The sequence below is a fragment of the Nonomuraea sp. bgisy101 genome (assembly GCF_057708945.1).
In genome coordinates this window covers 43,256-60,543 of record NZ_JBYITD010000052.1, presented here as the reverse complement: position 1 = coordinate 60,543, position 17,288 = coordinate 43,256, and the positions used below count along the sequence as shown (strand labels likewise).

Genomic DNA, 17,288 nt, shown 5'->3' with positions numbered 1-17,288 from the left:
ACCGCGGACAGTTCCGCGATGGTGTCCTCGAGCCACCGGCGCTCCGCCGCGCCGGTGGCCCGGGCGATCAGCAGCATGCCGCGGCGGAACACGTCGGGGGCGTCCTCGGCCCGCATCGGCCTGCCGCCCTCGTAGAAGAAGCTCGTGGGCGCCTCCAGGAAGTCCAGGCGCCTGCGCAGCACCTTGGCCTGGAGCGACGGATCCTCCAGCGCCGACAGGAACGTCAGCAGCGCGAAGAAGCGCGTCTGGTCGCTTATGTCCAGCTCGGACGGCTCCCGCAGCCGCCGTAGCAGTTCCTCCCGCCCCTGGGCGGTGATGGTGAGCACCTGCCTGCGCGCCGCGGCCGCGCCCTCCTCCTCGTGGCGCTCCAGCAGTCCCTTGGCCTCCATCCGCGCGATGGCCGGATAGAGCGCGCCGTCGCTGACGGGGCGCAGGTGCCCGCTCAGCTCGGCCAGTCGCGCCTTGAGCTCGTAGCCGTGCATCGGCCGCTGGTTGAGGAAACCCAGGATCATCAGCGTCAGATCCCCGCCACTTGCCATGGGCGCATCTTATCGCTATACCTCTAATCGAGATATAGCGAATCGAGGCATACCGTGATCCGTCTCGCCCTCCCCATCTACGTGGAACTGCTCACCGCCGTCGTCGCGGTGAGTGTCATCGACCTGCTCTGGGTCTCGGGCCTCGGCGACGCGGCCATCGCGGCCGTGACCGTGGCCACCACCACGGAGTACTTCGCCTACGGGCTGATCCTGGCCCCCGTCACCGGCGTCACCGTCCTGGTCGGCCGCAGGGACGGGAAGGCTCCCATCGCCCCGCTGATCAGGTCCGGCTGGCGGCTGTGGCTGGTGGGCTCCGCGGCGATCGCGATCCCCGGCCTGCTCCTGCGCGAGCCGCTGGCGGAGCTCCTCACCGCCGACGCCGCGTCGGCCACGCTGACCGCCGACTTCTTCCTGATCTCGATGGCGGGCCTGCCGATCTACTTCGCGCAGTCACTGGCCGACGGCGTGGTCAAGGGCCTGGGCAACACCAAGGTCCCGATGCGCAACGCTCTCATCTGCAACGCCCTGGTCATCGTGCTGGACCCGGTGTTCATCTACGGCCTGGGCATGGGGGTGCGGGGCGCCGCGCTGGCCACGGTGCTCGCTCGCGCCGCGACGCTGGCCGTCTCCCTGCGGACGCTGTCGCGGCTGACGCCGCGCGACGGCGACGGCCGCGAAGGCGTGGGCGAGATCGTCAGGACCGGCCTGCCGATGTCCGGGGACTTCCTGGCCCGTGCCCTGGTCGGCCTGCTGCTCATCGAGATCGTCGCCAGGTACGGCGTGGCCGCGCAGGCCGGCTACGGCATCGGCATGAAGATCATGCTGGCGGGCGTGATGGTGTTCTACGCGCTCAGGCAGGCAGCCATGATCCGCACGGCCCGCTCGGAGGACACGGGATCGCCGCTCAGGACGGGCCTGGCGGCCGGCGCGCTGGTGGCGCTGGCGCTCAACGTCGTCGCCGAACCCGCCGCGGCCCTGTTCACCGACGATCCGGCCGCGGCCGTGAGCTTCCTACGGTGGATGACGCTCTACCTGGTCCCCTTCGGCGGCCTCATCGCGGCGGGCGGGGTGGCCCAGGCAAGCGGAAGGGGCAGCCGACTGCTCGCCGCCACGCTGGCGGGCTTCGCCGTACAGCTGCCCCTTGCCTATCTGCTGAGCTCGTGGCTCGGTGTCACGGGAGTCTGGCTCGCCATGGCGGCCGGGACCACGCTCAGCCTCGCAGTCGCTCCAGTGCGGAGCGCAGGCGCTCGCGCGAACGCTCCCTGCCCAGCACCTCGATCGACTCGAACAGCGGCAGACCCACCGTCCGGCCGGTGACGGCCACCCGCACCGGGGCCTGGGTCTTGCTGAGCTTGAGGCCGCCGAGGGCGGCGCCGACGTCCTCCAGCGCCTCCTTGAGCGACTCAGGGTCCCAGTTGACCGTCTCCAGCCGCTCCAGGTAGCCCTCGAGGACCTCGGGGGCGTTCGCCTTCATGGCCTTGTCCCACGAGGCCTGGTCGAAGACCGGCTCGTCGACGAACAGGAAGTCGACGTTCTGCATGATCTCCGACAGCACGGCGACGCGGGTCTGGGCCAGCACGGCGACCTTGCTGAACAGCTCGGCGTCCCACGCCGGGTCGAGGTACGGCAGGCAGCGCTCCTCGAAGGTCTCCAGCGGCAGGGCCCTGATGTACTCGCCGTTGAAGGCGCGCAGCTTCTTCTCGTCGAAGAAGGCGCTGGCGGAGTTGACGTCCTCCAGGCGGAACCTGGGCACCATGTCCGACCACGGCATGATCTCGCGGTCCTCGCCGGTGCCCCAGCCGAGCAGCATGAGGTAGTTGACCATCGCCTCGGCCAGGTAGCCCTCGTCGCGGTAGGACTCCAGGGCCACCTTGTCGCGGCGCTTGGACAGCTTCTTGCGCTGCTCGTTGACGATCACGGGCAGGTGCGCCCACACCGGCGGCCTGGCCCCGAGCGCGGGCCACAGCAGCATCTGCTTGGCCGCGTTGCCCAGGTGCTCCTCGCCCCGCACGACGTGGGTGATGTTCTGGGTGATGTCGTCGACCGCGTTGGCGATCACGTACAGCGGCGAGCCGTCGGTGCGCGCGATGACGAAGTCCTCCTGCGCGCTGTTGGGGAACTCCACGCGGCCGCGGATGACGTCGTCGACGACGGTGACGCCCTCGTCGGGCGTGCGGAACCGGACCGCGCCCGAGGTCAGGCCGCGCGCGCGGCAGAAGCCGTCGTAGCCCTTGTGCTCCGAGCCCGTACGCGCGACCAGGTCGTCGCGGGTGCAGTCGCAGTAGTAGGCCTTGCCGTCGGCCAGCAGCTTGGCGACGGCCTCCCTGTGCTGCGGCTCGAACGCCGACTGGAAGTAGGGGCCCTCGAAGACCGGGTTGGTGCCGTTGATACCGATCCAGTCGAGCGCCGAGATGATGCCCTCGGTCCACTCCGGGCGGTTGCGCGTGGCGTCGGTGTCCTCGATGCGCAGGACGAACCTGCCGCCGGACTGTTCGGCCAGCGCCCAGTTGAACAGCGCCGTGCGCGCGCCGCCGACGTGGAACATGCCAGTCGGAGACGGGGCGAAGCGCACCCGTACGTCAGTCACGAGAGACCACCTTGTTCGTCAGTGTGCCGATGCCCTCGATGCCGACGCTGACCTCGTCACCGATCTCCAGCGGGCCCACGCCCGCGGGGGTGCCGGTCAGGATGACATCGCCGGGGATCAGCGTCATGACCGCGCTGACGTAGGCCACCAGCGCGGGGATGTCGTTGATGAGCTGGGAGGTGCGACCACTCTGCCTGATCTCGCCGTTGACCGTGGTGGTCAGCGCCAGATCGGATGCGTCGAGGTCGGTCTGGATCCACGGCCCGATGGGGCAGAAGGTGTCGAATCCCTTCGCCCTGGTGAACTGCACGTCCTTCTTCTGCAGGTCGCGAGCGGTGACGTCGTTGGCGCAGGTGTAGCCGAAGATGACGTCGTTGACCCGTTCGACGGGCACCTCGCGGCAGAGCCTGCCGATCACCACGGCCAGTTCGCCCTCGAAGTCGACGCGTTGCGACTGGGCGGTCGGATAGGCGATCGCGTCGCCGTCGCCGATGACGGAGGTGGACGGCTTCATGAAGATGAGCGGCTCTTCGGGCACCTCGTTGCCGAGCTCCTTGGCGTGCTCGGCGTAGTTCCTGCCGATGGCGATGACCTTGCTGGGCAGCATCGGGGCCAGCAGTCGCACCTCGGCCAGCGGGTAGCGCTCGCCGGTGAACTGGATCTGGTTGAACGGATGCCCGGCGATCGCCGAGACGACGTCGCCTTCGACCACGCCGAAGACGACCTCGTCGCCTGTGGAGAACCTCGCTATACGCACATGACAAGGCTAGTGCCGTCCACCCGATGCCTCGTCGGCTCCATTAATCGCCAAAACCCGCTTTAAGCCGCGAATGGCCAACAATCGCACGGCAACAGGAGAACTGAGTCGTTTCGACTCCGGGGGTGAGTTGATCATGTCGGACACGATGCCAAGAGGCGGCACCAGCACGTCCACCACCGTTCCGAGAGCGCGGCCGCAGGAAGGCTCCCTCGTCACCGAACAGGGCAGGACGACCATCGCCGACGGCGTGGTCGCGAAGATCGCCGGGCTCGCCGCCCGCGAGGTGGCAGGCGTGTTCGACATGGGCGGCGGCACCGCGCGCGCACTCGGCGCCGTGCGCGGCATGGTGGGCGGGGACCGGAACGCGACCCAGGGCGTGCAGGTCGAGGTGGGCGAGCGCCAGGCCGCCATCGACCTCGACCTCGTCGTGGAGTACGGCGCGGCCATCCCCGACCTGGCGGGCGCGGTGCGCAGGAACGTGATAGCCGCCATCGAGCGCATGACCGGCCTCGAGGTGACCGAGGTGAACGTCACCGTCAACGACGTGCACCTGCCGGAACAACCCAGAGGCCCCGACGGCTCCGGCCAGAGGGAGTCGAGAGTCCAGTGACACACGACGGGCTGGCCCTGGCCATCGCCGAGCGGGTGCGCAGCTGCCCGGGCGTGGCGGCGCTCTCGGGCGGCCCGTACGGCACCGTGGCGACCTACCTTCCAGGCGAGCGGCTCCCTGGGGTGTCCGTTCGCGACGGCGAGGTGGAGATCGCGATCATCGCCCGTGGCGGCCGCCCCGTCTACATCACCGCCGACGAGGTGCGCGCGGCCGTCGCCCCGATGGTCGAGGGCCGTCTCGTCAACGTGGCGATCGACGATCTGGAGGACTCATGAACACCAGCTCCTGGCTGCCGATCATCGGCATGACCGTCGGCATCATCCTCGGCCTGACCGCCGCCTTCGGCGGGCTGAGCGCGTTCTTGCTGGTCCTCGTCCTGGGCGCGCTCGGCCTGCTGGTCGGACGCATCGCCGAGACCGGTGAGATCGACCTGTCGGCCTTCACGTCGAGGCGACGATGACGGCGACGGCCACCGTCGTGATCCCCACCCAGCGCGTTCCCGCGGAGCAGAGAGGCCGCACCCGCATCTGCGACAAGGTCGTCTCAGGCATCGCCCTGCAGGCCGCGGGCGAGGTCGGCAGGGTGCGGGCGGTGGCGGGGCACCCGCCCGTGGCCAGGGTCGACGGCGACCTGGCGACGATCAGGCTCGACGTCGCGCTCGACTACCCCTCGCCCCTCCACTCCGTAGCCGCGGAGATCAGAGGACACGTCGCGCGCAGGGTGCTCGAGCTGACCGGCCTCGAGGTGGCCCAGGTGGACGTGCACGTCACGAGCCTGGAGGTGAGGTCATGACACTGCGGGCAGCGTCGGGGAAGGCGGCGAGCCCTGTGCCGCCCCGCCAGTCGGCGGCACCGGCGGCCGTACCGGTCGCCCCGCCCTACCCCACCGCCGACAGGGCCGCGCGCCGGGAGTTCAGGCCGCGCAGGGTGGTCTCCGCGTCGCTGGCCGCCCTGGTGCTCGTGGGGATCGGGTTCGTGGCGGCCGTTGAGATCGTCTCGATGCTCGCGGGGCGGCCGGCGCGCTGGCTTCCCCAGGACCGGCTGCTGGCGTGGGCCACGACGACGCCGTGGAACCACCCCACGGTGCTCGCCGGGGCAGGCGTGCTCGTCCTCGCCGGGCTCGCGCTGCTGGCGCTGGCCCTGCGCGGCGGGCGTGGTCACACGGTGCCCGTGCGGACGGGCGACCCCGACCTGATCATCGGGCTGCGGCCGAAGGGCTTCGCCACGGCGCTCGCACACGCGGCGCAGGACGTGCCAGGCGTCCACTCCGCCAAGGCCACGGTACGGCGGGGCAGGGTCACCGTGCTCGCCCGAGCCTCCGGCTGGGACGACGAGAGGCTCTGCGAAGCGGTACGGCACGCGGTGGACGCCAGACTCGCCGCGCTCTGCCCCATCACCGACTATCAGGTGTCGGTCTCGATCAAGGAACGGCGATGAGGAAGGGAAGGGCCAACCGCGCGGGACTGGCCGTCCTCGGACTGCTGCTGGTCGTCACCGGCGGGCTCGTGCTGGCCAGAGGGCTGGGCGCCTTCCCGCAGGACTGGGCGCCCGCGAGCGAGCCACTGGTCGACCAGCCCGTCATCGACTTCTTCGCCAGGTTCTCACCGTGGATCTGGTGGGCGTTCGCGGTCCTCGCGGTGCTCGTGGCGCTGACGGGGCTGCGCTGGCTGGTGGAGCAGGGCGGTACGGAGGCGGCGAAGGACATCAGCGTGGGCGGCGGGCCGGACGGGCAGACCACGGTCGTCTCGCAGGCGGTGGCGAGCGCCGCCTCGGCCGAGCTGTCCGCGCTGTCGCTGGTGCGGACGGCGAACGCGACGCTGGCGCAGGACAAGGAGCTGTTCCGGTTGCGGCTTCGGGTGGCGGCCGACGACAGGGTGCCGATCAGCGTGCTGCGGCACGAGCTGACCACGGTGACCGTGCCGCACCTGCAGGAGGCGCTGGGCGCCGACAGGCTGCCGACGGTCGCGCGGGTGGACCTGGAGCGGGCCGTGCCGCAGAAGAGGGTGCTGCAATGATGAAGCGGGGCCCTGGAGGGACCCCGCCTCATCGTTGGTTACAGCGGGACGACCTGCTCAGCCTGCAGGCCCTTCGGACCACGGGTGGTCTCGAAGGAGACCCGCTGGTTCTCCTCGAGCGAACGGTAGCCGTTGGTGGCGATAGCCGAGTAGTGCACGAACACGTCCGCGCTACCGTCGTCGGGCGCGATGAACCCGAAGCCCTTCTCGGCGTTGAACCACTTAACGGTGCCTTCAGACAACTGCTTCTCCTTCTGACTGCCTCGCCACTGACGCGAGGCTGCGTTGCGGACCCTACCCCGCATTCCGCGATGTGGCGGACCAAAGCGTGAAGCCGAGCGCCAATGGCGGGCAAAAAGATGTCATATGGGAGGCTGGAAGCCATGTCCGTAGTGAAGATCAACGTCCTGTCCGTCCCCGCCGAGATGCGCGAGGAGCTCGAACGGCGCTTCTCCGGGCGCGCGGGGATGGTCGAGGCCTCCGACGGTTTCGAGTGGTTCGAGCTGCTGCGCCCGGTCGAGGGCACCGACAGCTACCTCGTCTACACGCGCTGGCGCAGCGAGGAGGACTTCCAGAACTGGCAGTCCAGCAGGGCGTTCCAGGCCGGGCACGCGCAGGCGGCGGGCCAGGGCCAGGGACACGGCCAGGAGCCCGGCCAGGGACACGGCCAGCCGGGCCAGGGACACGGCCAGCCGGGCCAGGGACACGGCCAGCCGGGCCAGGGCCACGGCCACGGGCAGGGCCCGGCCGCCACGGGCTCGGAGCTCTGGTCCTTCGAGGTCGTGGAGAGCGCGGGGCCGAAGGCCTAGGCGTCCAGCGGGTTGGCAGCCATGCGGGCGGCCAACCCGCCGCGGACGAACGTCCCCGCCAGGCTGTCCGGCTTGCGCTCGGCCTGGCTCTCGAAGCAGGCGACGAACTCCTTGGCGAGGCCGAGGCGGGGATAGCGGGCCAGCACCTCCGCCCGAAGGGCGGCGGGGATGGCCTCGGTGTTGCGCCCCGAGATGTCCATGCCGGTGGACAGTTCGAGCAGGTGCCCCTCCGGGTCCTGCTCGACGTCCACCTCGTCCCACATGTGACGCACGATCACCTCGGCCGCGCGCTGCCGCCGCTCAACCGGCCAACCCGCGCCCGCGCCGAACACCCACGCCACGTGCCCTCCCGCCTCCTCGAACGGGACGGAGTGGTTGTCGAAGGCCGTCGCGAGCCCCAGATCGTGCAACATGGCCGACACGTAGAGCAGCTCGGCGTCGAAGGAGATGCCGCGTTCCTGGGCGTACGCGGCGGCCCAGAGGTAGGCCCTGACGGAGTGGTTGAGCAGCGCGGGCGTGTGGAAGGCGGTCGCCACTTCGAGCGAGGTCCTGCAGGCCGTTGTGTCGGGAATCACGAGGTTCATGCCGTCACGATAACGATGTCCCATACCGGCTTGACCAGGTGATCTTATTCCGGACAGCATGTTCCGCCCCCTCGGTTCTGCCCGGAAGGATCTGGCGTGCGCCGCCTCGCTATCCCCCTTGCCCTCCTGCTCGCCCTCGGAGGGCTGATCCACCCGGCGAGCGCGGCGGTGAAACGCACGCCCGAGTGCCAGGGCGACTGGTTGCCCGCCACTCCGACGGCCGGCGAGGTGATGAAGGGCGAGATCTCCTTCCTGGACCTGCCGCCCGTCAAGGTCGGCCAGGACGTCAACTGGCGCACCAACCCCTACAACAACCGCTCGTGGGCCATGGTGTTCCACTCGCTGCGCTGGATGGGCCGGCTGGTCGCCGAGTACGAGGGCAACGGCGAGGAGCGCTACCTCGCCAGGGCCACCGAGATCGCCAAGGACTGGGTCAAGGACAATCCGCGCCGCGGCGCCGCCAGCCCCTACGCGTGGGCCGAGCACCCGATCGCGCTGCGCGCCCCCGCGCTGGTGTGCCTGAGCAAGCACGTCGACGCCCCCTGGCTCAAGGCGAGCCTGGCCGAGCACGCCAGGGTGCTCGGCGACGACCGCCTCTACGAGTGGGGCCACAACCACGGCATCGACCAGGACATCGCGCTGCTCGGCATCGGCTGCCGCCTGGGCGACAGGCGCTGGCAGGACCACGCGATCAAGCGGCTCACCAAGACCGTGCGGCTCGACATCGACTCGCAGGGAGCGCTCATGGAGCAGGCTCCCCGCTACGCGATCTACGTCCACGACCGGCTCAAGGTCGCGATGGACAACCTCAAGGACTGCGGCCGCAAGGTGCCGGGCGAGATCTCCGACCGTTGGGGCAGGCTCGGCGGCTTCATCATGCACTCCACCAGGCCCAACGGCTACATGGTGCCCATCGGCGACGGCGGCGCCGACCACGAGCCCACCGGCTTCGCCAGCCCCTCCGAGAAGACCAAGGTCTTCAGGGCCGGCTACGTGTACGGCAGGACGTCCTGGAACAAGCCCGAGTCGGCCTTCTACTCCATCAGGTTCGGCCCGGGCACCAAGTTCCACGGCCACGAGGACCACCTCGGCGTCACCTACTACGCCCACGGCAGGGACGTGCTCGTCGACACCGGCTTCCACTCCTACGAGTCCACCCGCTACAGGTACTGGACCATGTCCCCCGAGGCGCACAACGTGCCGACCGTGGTCGGCGCCCGCTTCAGGCCCAGGACCGCCACCAAGCTGACCAGGACCTCCTACGACAAGGACCGCCAGCGCTACCGGCTCACCGACAAGGCGTACGGCGTGAGCCGTACCAGGTCGGTGCTCGTCAACCACGACCAGGACGTCATGGCCGTCCTGGACACGGCGGGCGGCGGCAAGAAGGTCGGCAACATCTGGCGCTTCGACTCCGCGCTCAAGGAGGTCTCGAACGGCGGCGGCAAGGTCGTGCTGGGCGACGGGAAGTTCAAGGTCAGCCTGGTGCAGCTGGACGGCTGCGCGCCGCTGGGCGGGCAGAAGGTGGAGCGGGGCGGGAAGCTCGGCTGGGTGTCACCCACGTACATGGCCAAGAACCCGGCCACCGTGGTCGTCTCGCCTGCCGGTCGTTCGATCCTGACGATGATCGTGCCGGGGACCGACCAGCCCAAGGTGTCGTGCGGTGGCGGGAAGGTGACCGTACAGACGGCTGACGGCCCGGTCACCTTCAAGGCCTCGATCTTCTAGCCGCCGCGCGGAACCCCGGGGCGGACCGGTGCCGCTCCGGGGCAGGCGACGCGGCGGCCCGGGGCGGGGTCGTCACACCCCGGGACAGGCGACGCGGCGGCCCTGGGCGGTCACACCCTGGGTAGGCGACGCGCGGCGGCTCTGGGGGCGTGCCGCCGCGGGGACCGCGTGTTACAGCTCCCGGCCCGAGCGCAGGAGACCGAACGTGACGGCCTGCTCCAGCGCCTGCCAGCTGGCCTCGATGATGTTCTCGTCGACCCCGACGGTCGCCCACTCGCCGCTCTCGTCGCTCGAGGTGATGAGGACGCGGGTGATGGCGCCCGTGCCGTGCGAGCCCTCCAGGATGCGGACCTTGTAGTCGACCAGCTCCAGCTTGGCCAGCTCGGGGTAGAGCTTCTCCAGCGCGAACCTGACCGCCTTGTCGAGCGCGTTGACGGGGCCGTTGCCCTCGCCGGTGGCGACGATGCGCTCCCCCTTGGCGTGGACCTTGACCGTGGCCTCGCTGACCACCTCGCCGCCCTTCGTGCGCTCCACGATCACCCGCCACGACTCGACCTCGAAGTGGCGCTTGCGCGCACCCTGGACGGTGTCGCGCAGGAGCAGTTCGAAGGAGGCGTCGGCGGCCTCGAACGTGTAGCCCTTGGCCTCCAGGTCCTTCACCCTGCCCACCAGCGTCTTGGTGGACTCTGGGGTCAGCTCGTAGCCCAGCTCCCTGCCCTTGAGCTCGACCGAGGCGCGCCCGGCCATGTCGGAGACCAGCATGCGCATGTCGTTGCCGACCTTCGCGGGATCGATGTGCTGGTAGAGGTTGGGGTCGACCTTGATGGCGCTGGCGTGCAGGCCCGCCTTGTGCGCGAAGGCGGAGGTGCCCACGTAGGGCGCGTGGGAGTTGGGCGTGACGTTGGTGACCTCGGTGATCGCGTGCGCGATGCGGGTCATGTCGGCCAGCGCCTCCGGCGGCACGAGGTCGAAGCCGCGCTTGAGCTGGAGGTTGGCGACGACGGTGAAGAGGTTGGCGTTGCCGGAGCGCTCGCCGTAACCGTTGGCGCAGCCCTGCACGTGCGTGGCGCCCGCCTTGACGGCGGCGAGCGTGTTGGCGACCGCGCAGCCGGTGTCGTCGTGGCAGTGGATGCCGACGCGGGCGCTGGTCTGCACGGCCGCGTGGACGACCTCGGCGAGCTCGTCGGGCAGCATGCCGCCGTTGGTGTCGCACAGGGCGATGACGTCGGCCCCCGCCTCGGCGGCGGTCGTGAGCACCTCCAGCGCGTACGCTGGGTTGGAGATGTAGCCGTCGAAGAAGTGCTCGGCGTCGAGGAAGACACGCTGTCCCCCCGCACGAAGGTGAGAAACCGTATCGCGGATCATCGCGAGGTTCTCCTTGAGGCTCGTGCGGAGGGCCAGCTCCACGTGCCGGTCGTGACTCTTGGCGACAAGGGTCACGACCGGCGCGCCGGATTCGCGCAGAGCGGCCACCAATGGGTCGTCGGCTGCCTTCACACCGGCCCGGCGGGTCGCGCCGAACGCGGCTAGCTGCGCGTGCTTCAGGTCGAGCTCTGTTCGAGCGCGCCTGAAGAACTCTGTGTCCTTGGGGTTGGCGCCGGGCCAGCCCCCCTCGATGAAGCCGACGCCCAGGCCGTCCAGGTGCCGCGCGACAGCGAGCTTGTCGGCGACGCTGAGGTTCAAGCCCTCCTGCTGTGCGCCGTCTCGCAGCGTGGTGTCGTAGACGTGGAAACGGTCGTCGGCCATCGAGATCTCCTGAGGAAAAGAAAAAGACCCCTCACGGACGTGAGAGGTCTGCGCGCTGGCTCTGTCCTTTGTCAGCCAGCGCGCCTGCCGATAATGAGCAGACCGAAGTACATGGTGCTTGTGAGTCTGCCATACGGATTCACCATTTGGCACATCGATCTCATATGCCGGGACGTCATACCGAGGTGCCCTGCTGGTCGAGAACCGACAGGTCCCGGATGGGCTGCCCGTCGAGCAGCAACGTGGGGGTGCCGTCGATCCTGATCCTGGAGTTGTCCTCGAGGTGGCGCTCGGCGTGGCGCTGGGAGGTCACGCACTCCGCGAACGCCGAGTCCGTCACGCCCGCCTTTTCGCCCGCGGCGACGAGCTCCGCCACCGTGTAGCCCGACGCCTCGCCGTGCGGCGCCGGCTGGATGCCGTACAGCTGGGAGCGGAAGGCCAGCCAGTTGGCCGAGGGGACACAGCGCGCGGCGGCCGCGGCCCTGATGGAGTTCGAGCGCGACGGCTCCTCCGTGAAGATCGTCACCGTGTGGAAGACGACCATGAGCCTGCCCTCGTCGACCATCTGCTCGAGACGGGATTGCGAGGTGTCGTGCAGCTGCTTGCAGTAGGGGCAGTCGAAGTCCTCGAACACGTCGAGCACCGGGGCGCTGACACCCGGCCTGGCCAGCAGCATCGACCCGTCGGCCTGCCGGACGAGCCTCACCTCCTGCGCGGCGCTCCCCTTCGGGAGACCGGCGATGATCAACATTCCCGCGAGTACGGCCAGCGCCACGAAAGCGCCCACCAGTCGGGAACGACCCCGCCTCTCAACCGTCAACTCCACGTATGGCTCCGCCCATAAGATCCACTTTTGACCGCGTGTCAGCCTATCCCGGCGGGAGAATGGGACCCATGAAGGCGTCCTACCTCTCGCCCGCCGTCGGGCAGTACATCATGGCCCACGCCACTCCGGCCGACGACCTGCTGGACGAGCTGGCCGCCGAGACGCGCGAGGTCACCGGCGCCCACGCGGGCATGCAGATCACGCCCGACCAGGGCCGCTTCCTCACCATGATCACCCAGCTCGTCCGCCCCGCCCTCGCCGTGGAGGTCGGCACCTTCACCGGCTACTCCTCGCTCTGCATCGCCCGCGGCCTGTCCGGCGGGCGGTTGCGCTGCTTCGACGTCAGCGAGGAATGGACCTCGATCGCCAAGCGGTACTGGGAGAAGGCGGGGGTCTCCTCGCGGATCACGCTCACCATCGGGCCGGCGGCCGACGCCCTGCGCGCGCTGGACGAGGAGATCGACCTGGCCTTCATCGACGCGGACAAGGCGCAGTACCCGACCTACTACGAGCTGGTGATGGACCGGCTGCGGCACGGCGGGCTGATCATGGTGGACAACACTCTGTGGAGCGGCTACGTCGCCGACCCCTCCTACGAGGACGCGACGACGCGGGGGATCCGCGAGTTCAACGACCTGGTGAAGAACGACCCGCGCGTGACGTCGGTGATCCTTCCCATGGCGGACGGGCTGACGATGATTCGAAAGAACTAGCGAACCGTCCTGCTACCATCGGTGACGTGTCGACCACCCACCGCTCCCCCAGTACAGACCGCGGACGAGCGGTCACGATGTGGGATCGCGCCCGCTCACTCCTCCCCGGCCACCGCGTGGAGCTCATCGACGGCAGGATCGTGGTGAACGACGCGCCGACCCGCCGCCAGACCGAGCTCGTCGCCACCCTGCTCAAGCTGCTCGCCGACAAGGTCGTCGAGCAAGGCTGGACGGTCCACACCGACATCACGGTCTTTCTCGGCGCGCGGGCCGATCGCTACGTTCCCGACCTGGTCGTCGTCCCCCGCGGGCCGCGTATGCGGGGAGCCGGCGAGGTTCACGGCGAGGACACGCACCTCGTCGTCGATGTCGTCGCGGCCTGCAGCGTTCACGACGACCGCGTCACCAAGCCGCGCGAGCACGCCAGAGCGGGCGCCCCCCTCCACCTGGTCGTCGATCCTGAAGCGGGCACCGCCACTCTCCACAGCCTGCCGGCGGACGAGGGATACCGCAGGCACGTCCGGGCGGACCTCGGCACGCCTGTCCAGCTGCCGGAGCCGTGGGCGCTCACCCTGGACACCCGCTCGCTCATCGGCTCCGGCGAGCCGAAAACCGATTCACCCGGCTAGTTTCGTCGGGGCAGAATGCGTGGCGTGCACATCATGCTGGAGACCGAGCGGCTGACCCTGCGCCGACTCACCGAGGACGATCTGGACAACCTGTTCGCGCTGAACAACGACCCTGAGGTCATGCGCTTCCTCAACGGCGGCAAGCCCGTGCCTCGCGAGGAGATCAGGGATGTCGGCCTGCCCGCGCTCCTGGCCTACTACGACCGTCCGGGCGGGTTCGGCTTCTGGGCCGCCGAGGAGAAGGCCACAGGGGAGTTCATCGGCTGGTTCCATTTCAGGCCGGGGAAGGACGCCCCTCCGGGGGAGATCGAGCTCGGCTACCGGCTGCGGAGGTCGGCCTGGGGCAAGGGCTACGGCACCGAGGGATCGCGCGCGCTGATCGATCGAGGGTTCACCGAGCAGGGCGTGGAGCGCGTGACCGCGTACACGATGGCGGTGAACACCGGGTCCAGAAGGGTGATGGAGAAGTCGGGGCTGACGTTCGTGCGCACGTTCTTCGAGGACTGGCCCGAGGCCATCGAAGGGTCGGAGCACGGCGAGGTCGAATACGCGTTGACGAAATCCGAATGGGCGTCGGCCCGTGAGCAGCGCCATTAAGAGTGACCAAATCTCTATCGACAAGAACTGTTGAATATTACTTTTACCTGATATGATGAACGTCATATCCTGAATTCCTTGTTAGCCTTTCGTGCGGTTATTCGGACCCACGACAAGGAATCCCCATGTGCTACGACGCCGACGCCGTCCCACCCGTCCACGCCCCCGCTGTCACCAGGGTCGCGGCGGCCGGGCCGGTGACGCTCACCTCCGCCGACGGCACCCTTTTCGCGGCTTTTCTCGCCCGCCCCGAACAGCCGTCCGGGGCGGGCGTGCTCGTTCTGCCGGACAACAACGGCCTCTCCCCTTTCTACGAGACCCTCACCACCCGCCTGGCAGAACAGGGGCATCCGGCGATCGCCATCGACTATTTCGGCCGGACCGCGGGCACCGATTACGCACATCGCGACGCCGAATTCACCTCGATGGGCAATCTCATGCGGCATCTCGGAGAACTCACTCCCGCCGGTCTCGACGCCGACATCACCGCGGCCACCGACCGGCTGCGCTCGATCGGCGCCCTGGACCTGTTCTCCCTGGGCTTCTGCTTCGGCGGCCGCCAGGCCTTCCGGTCCGCCGCCACCCGGTTCGGCCTGGCGGGCTCGGTCGGCTTCTACGGCTTCCCCGGCCCGATCAACGGCGCGCCAGGGCCCATCCAGCTCGCCGCCGATCTGACCACGCCGATCCTGGCCCTGTGGGGCGGAGCGGACGACGGCATCCCGGCCGCCATGGTCGGCGCCTTCGACGAGGCGCTGACCGAAGCGGGATGCCCGCATGAGTTCGTCATCTACCCTGGCGCGCCGCACGGCTTCTTCGCGCTCACCGCGCAGGATTTCGTGGAGGCCTGCGCCGACGCCTGGCGGCGGGTGCTCGACTTCGTCGCCACGCATCGAAGCCCTCAAATGTGACGAACTTCTGTCAGATAACCGCGCCTTCTCTGGCCTCGTGCGGACACCCGGCCGTAGCCTTCCGGCGCGTACCTGACAGAAATGGGGCACCTTCATGGCAACGGTAGGCGGGCTGATCTCGTACCCGGTCAAAGGCTGCGCGGGCGTGCCCGCCCGCGTGTCGCCGCTCACCCGGGCGGGACTCGCGCACGACCGCAGCTTCATGGTCACCGACCCGTCGGGCGGGTTCCGCAGCCAGCGCCGCGACCCGCGGCTGGCCGTCATCCGGCCCGCCGTCGAGGCCGACGGCACGCGACTCGCGCTGAGCGCGCCAGGCGTCGCCGACCTGCACCTCGACGTGGATCTCGACGCGGCGCGCAGGGACGTCGTCCTGTTCGGCGCCCCCTACCGGGGCATCGACCAGGGCGAGCGTGCCGCGGAATGGCTCTCCCGTGTGCTCGCCGTGCCCAGCAGGCTCGTGAGGGTCCCGCCCGACCACGACAGGGTGACCGACGGCCGGACACCGGGGACGTCCGGATACGCCGACAGCAGCCCCGTCCACGCCATCTCCCAGGCCTCGCTGGACGAGCTCAACCGGCGGCTGGGCGCTTCTTCCCTTCCGATGTCACGTTTCCGGCCCAACATCGTGATCGACGGATGGGACGAACCCCACCTGGAAGACCTGATCGGCCACGTCCGCATCGGGGACACCGAACTGGGCTTCGCCAAGCGGGCCATCAGATGCGCCGTCACGATGGTCGACCAGCGCACGGGGACGAAGGCGGGCCCCGAGCCGCTGCGCACGCTCGCCACCTACCGCAGGGCGGCCGAGGGCGGGATCGCGTTCGGCGTCAAGCTGTCCGTCCTGCGCCCCGGCAGGCTGGCCGTCGGCGACGCGCTGGTCGCGAGCGACCCCTGATCACGTCCTCGCAGGTGGGAGACCTGCAGGTCCGGGCGACGGCCACGAGCCCCGGAGCGCGAAGACGCTACGCGCCCGGGGAAGGGCTCAACGGACGAACGAGGTCAGGAGAGCTTGTGGATCCAGTGGTGGGTGTCGGGACGCGTGCCGTACTGGATGCCCAGCAGTTCCTCACGCACCTTCATGGTCACCGGACCCGGCGTGCCGTCGCCGATCGTCCAGGCGCGGTCGGCGCCCTTCACCGACCCGACCGGGGTCACGACCGCCGCCGTGCCGCACGCGAACACCTCGGTGAGCTCGCCGGACTCGCACCCGGCCTGCCACTCCTCGATCGAGATGCGGCCCTCCTCGGCCTCCAGTCCCAGGTCGGCGGCCAGGGACAGGATGGAGTCGCGGGTGATGCCGGGCAGCAGGGTGCCGGTCAGCGCGGGGGTGAAGAGCTTGTTGCCGAAGACGAAGAACAGGTTCATCCCGCCCATCTCCTCGACGTACCTGTGCTCGTTGGAGTCGAGCCAGACCACCTGGTCGCACCCGTTCGCGACGGCCTCGCGCTGGGCGACGAAGGCGCCGGCGTAGTTGCCGCCGCACTTGGCCGCGCCGGTCCCGCCGGGGGCGGCGCGGGTGTACTCGGTGGACAGCCACACCGACACCGGCTGCACGCCGCCGCTGAAGTAGGAGGCGGCGGGCGAGGCGATGACCATGTACTTGTAGGTCTTGGACGGGTAGTTGACGCCCAGCCCGACCTGGGTCGCGATGATGAAGGGCCGCAGGTAGAGGCTGTGTCCCTCGGTGGTGGGGACCCACTCGCGGTCGGTCTGGACGAGCAGGTCCAGGGACTCGACGAAGGTGTCCTCGGGCAGTTCGGGCATGGCCATCCGGACGCAGGAGGCGTTGAAGCGGGCGGCGTTCGCGTACGGCCTGAACGTCGCGATCGACCCGTTGGTCTGGCGGTAGGCCTTGAGTCCCTCGAACAGCTCCTGCGCGTAGTGGAAGACCGAGGTCGCGGGGTCGAGGACGAGCGGCCCGTACGGCATGAGCCGCGCGTCGTGCCAGCCCCTGCCCTCGGTGTAGTCGATCGAGATCATGTGATCGGTGAAGGTCTGCCCGAACCCCGGGCTCGCCAGTACCTGCTCACGCTCCGCCGCAGTGCGAGCGTGGTCGGAGAGCTGCACATCGAAGCTGAGCTTCTGAGCGGTGGTCATGACGGAAATCCTTCTCTTTTCGCGAGATTTGCCCTGAGTCCATTTTGCGATGAACCGGGTAACGGGAACTTACAGCAAACGCCTGGCGATCTCGCGAGCCGCCAGGCGCTCAATGTGGTATCCAGGCGGCTACGCGCT

General features: G+C 69.4%; 22 protein-coding genes. 14 read left to right on the top strand and 8 right to left on the bottom strand.

Annotated features, from left to right (window positions below):
* The coding region (locus tag AC3EO4_RS50920; protein ID WP_379576079.1) for a PadR family transcriptional regulator at nucleotides 1-539 on the bottom strand (539 nt) is incomplete at its 3' end.
* A gap of 54 nt (nucleotides 540-593) precedes the next feature.
* On the opposite strand from AC3EO4_RS50920, the gene AC3EO4_RS50915 reads away from it, so the two are divergent.
* Entirely contained in the window at nucleotides 594-1,856 is a 1,263-nt protein-coding gene (locus AC3EO4_RS50915; protein WP_379576080.1) for an MATE family efflux transporter, read from the top strand.
* On the opposite strand, the gene gltX is transcribed toward AC3EO4_RS50915, so the two are convergent.
* Both gltX and AC3EO4_RS50905 read right to left on the bottom strand, forming a co-directional pair.
* Complete coding sequence (gltX, locus tag AC3EO4_RS50910) at nucleotides 1,750-3,084, bottom strand: glutamate--tRNA ligase (RefSeq protein WP_431903284.1); 1,335 nt, start codon at nucleotides 3,082-3,084, stop codon at nucleotides 1,750-1,752. The genes AC3EO4_RS50915 and gltX overlap by 107 nt on opposite strands.
* Before the next feature lie 34 nt (nucleotides 3,085-3,118).
* Nucleotides 3,119-3,883, bottom strand: a complete 765-nt coding sequence (locus AC3EO4_RS50905; RefSeq protein WP_379576082.1) for a fumarylacetoacetate hydrolase family protein — start codon at nucleotides 3,881-3,883, stop codon at nucleotides 3,119-3,121.
* Nucleotides 3,884-4,019: 136 nt separating this feature from the next.
* Between AC3EO4_RS50905 and AC3EO4_RS50900 the strand changes: the two genes are divergently transcribed.
* From AC3EO4_RS50900 to AC3EO4_RS50875, 6 genes are read left to right on the top strand one after another with little or no spacing between them, the layout of a single operon-like run.
* Nucleotides 4,020-4,496 (top strand): Asp23/Gls24 family envelope stress response protein, encoded by a 477-nt coding sequence (locus AC3EO4_RS50900; RefSeq protein ID WP_379576083.1) that lies wholly within the window; start codon nucleotides 4,020-4,022, stop codon nucleotides 4,494-4,496.
* Nucleotides 4,493-4,771, top strand: coding sequence for a hypothetical protein (locus tag AC3EO4_RS50895; protein WP_379576084.1), 279 nt, complete (start codon nucleotides 4,493-4,495; stop codon nucleotides 4,769-4,771). The genes AC3EO4_RS50900 and AC3EO4_RS50895 overlap by 4 nt, the downstream gene beginning before the upstream one ends.
* On the top strand, nucleotides 4,768-4,956 hold the full coding sequence (locus AC3EO4_RS50890; RefSeq protein ID WP_379576085.1) for a DUF2273 domain-containing protein: 189 nt from the start codon (nucleotides 4,768-4,770) through the stop codon (nucleotides 4,954-4,956). Before AC3EO4_RS50895 ends, AC3EO4_RS50890 begins: the two co-directional genes overlap by 4 nt.
* A complete protein-coding gene (locus AC3EO4_RS50885) occupies nucleotides 4,953-5,288 on the top strand; it encodes an Asp23/Gls24 family envelope stress response protein (protein ID WP_379576086.1) in 336 nt (111 codons plus the stop codon). Before AC3EO4_RS50890 ends, AC3EO4_RS50885 begins: the two co-directional genes overlap by 4 nt.
* Entirely contained in the window at nucleotides 5,285-5,932 is a 648-nt protein-coding gene (locus tag AC3EO4_RS50880; RefSeq protein ID WP_431903278.1) for a DUF6286 domain-containing protein, read from the top strand. Before AC3EO4_RS50885 ends, AC3EO4_RS50880 begins: the two co-directional genes overlap by 4 nt.
* A complete protein-coding gene (locus AC3EO4_RS50875) occupies nucleotides 5,929-6,510 on the top strand; it encodes a hypothetical protein (RefSeq protein ID WP_431903276.1) in 582 nt (193 codons plus the stop codon). The genes AC3EO4_RS50880 and AC3EO4_RS50875 overlap by 4 nt, the downstream gene beginning before the upstream one ends.
* Nucleotides 6,511-6,548: 38 nt before the next feature.
* On the opposite strand, the gene AC3EO4_RS50870 is transcribed toward AC3EO4_RS50875, so the two are convergent.
* Complete coding sequence (locus AC3EO4_RS50870) at nucleotides 6,549-6,752, bottom strand: cold-shock protein (RefSeq protein ID WP_358126354.1); 204 nt, start codon at nucleotides 6,750-6,752, stop codon at nucleotides 6,549-6,551.
* A gap of 141 nt (nucleotides 6,753-6,893) precedes the next feature.
* Between AC3EO4_RS50870 and AC3EO4_RS50865 the strand changes: the two genes are divergently transcribed.
* Nucleotides 6,894-7,319, top strand: coding sequence for an antibiotic biosynthesis monooxygenase family protein (locus AC3EO4_RS50865; protein WP_431903274.1), 426 nt, complete (start codon nucleotides 6,894-6,896; stop codon nucleotides 7,317-7,319).
* On the opposite strand, the gene AC3EO4_RS50860 is transcribed toward AC3EO4_RS50865, so the two are convergent.
* Nucleotides 7,316-7,903 carry an HD domain-containing protein gene (locus AC3EO4_RS50860; RefSeq protein ID WP_379576090.1) on the bottom strand — a complete coding sequence of 196 codons (588 nt, stop codon included), beginning with the start codon at nucleotides 7,901-7,903 and terminating at the stop codon, nucleotides 7,316-7,318. The genes AC3EO4_RS50865 and AC3EO4_RS50860 overlap by 4 nt on opposite strands.
* Before the next feature lie 96 nt (nucleotides 7,904-7,999).
* Between AC3EO4_RS50860 and AC3EO4_RS50855 the strand changes: the two genes are divergently transcribed.
* Nucleotides 8,000-9,631 (top strand): heparinase II/III domain-containing protein, encoded by a 1,632-nt coding sequence (locus tag AC3EO4_RS50855; RefSeq protein WP_431903272.1) that lies wholly within the window; start codon nucleotides 8,000-8,002, stop codon nucleotides 9,629-9,631.
* Nucleotides 9,632-9,802: 171 nt separating this feature from the next.
* Here the strand turns inward: AC3EO4_RS50855 and cimA are convergent, their stop codons facing one another.
* Both cimA and AC3EO4_RS50845 read right to left on the bottom strand, forming a co-directional pair.
* Nucleotides 9,803-11,377: a citramalate synthase gene (gene cimA, locus AC3EO4_RS50850; RefSeq protein ID WP_431903270.1), complete on the bottom strand. Its 1,575-nt coding sequence runs from the start codon at nucleotides 11,375-11,377 to the stop codon at nucleotides 9,803-9,805.
* A gap of 175 nt (nucleotides 11,378-11,552) precedes the next feature.
* Nucleotides 11,553-12,164 (bottom strand): DsbA family protein, encoded by a 612-nt coding sequence (locus tag AC3EO4_RS50845; protein WP_379576093.1) that lies wholly within the window; start codon nucleotides 12,162-12,164, stop codon nucleotides 11,553-11,555.
* A 107-nt stretch (nucleotides 12,165-12,271) separates the two neighbouring features.
* Between AC3EO4_RS50845 and AC3EO4_RS50840 the strand changes: the two genes are divergently transcribed.
* From AC3EO4_RS50840 to AC3EO4_RS50820, 5 genes are all read left to right on the top strand, one after another.
* Complete coding sequence (locus tag AC3EO4_RS50840; RefSeq protein WP_379576094.1) at nucleotides 12,272-12,916, top strand: O-methyltransferase; 645 nt, start codon at nucleotides 12,272-12,274, stop codon at nucleotides 12,914-12,916.
* A gap of 26 nt (nucleotides 12,917-12,942) precedes the next feature.
* A complete protein-coding gene (locus tag AC3EO4_RS50835) occupies nucleotides 12,943-13,545 on the top strand; it encodes a Uma2 family endonuclease (RefSeq protein ID WP_431903268.1) in 603 nt (200 codons plus the stop codon).
* A 15-nt stretch (nucleotides 13,546-13,560) separates the two neighbouring features.
* Nucleotides 13,561-14,142 carry a GNAT family N-acetyltransferase gene (locus AC3EO4_RS50830; protein WP_431903266.1) on the top strand — a complete coding sequence of 194 codons (582 nt, stop codon included), beginning with the start codon at nucleotides 13,561-13,563 and terminating at the stop codon, nucleotides 14,140-14,142.
* A gap of 125 nt (nucleotides 14,143-14,267) precedes the next feature.
* The gene (locus AC3EO4_RS50825) at nucleotides 14,268-15,050 is read left to right on the top strand and encodes a dienelactone hydrolase family protein (protein WP_431903265.1); all 783 of its coding nucleotides are present in this window, start codon (nucleotides 14,268-14,270) and stop codon (nucleotides 15,048-15,050) included.
* Nucleotides 15,051-15,144: 94 nt separating this feature from the next.
* A complete protein-coding gene (locus tag AC3EO4_RS50820; protein ID WP_379576098.1) occupies nucleotides 15,145-15,948 on the top strand; it encodes an MOSC domain-containing protein in 804 nt (267 codons plus the stop codon).
* Between the two features lie 104 nt (nucleotides 15,949-16,052).
* Here AC3EO4_RS50820 and AC3EO4_RS50815 read toward each other — a convergent pair whose 3' ends face one another.
* Nucleotides 16,053-17,150, bottom strand: a complete 1,098-nt coding sequence (locus AC3EO4_RS50815; RefSeq protein WP_379576099.1) for a branched-chain amino acid aminotransferase — start codon at nucleotides 17,148-17,150, stop codon at nucleotides 16,053-16,055.
* Nucleotides 17,151-17,288 lie beyond the last annotated feature (138 nt).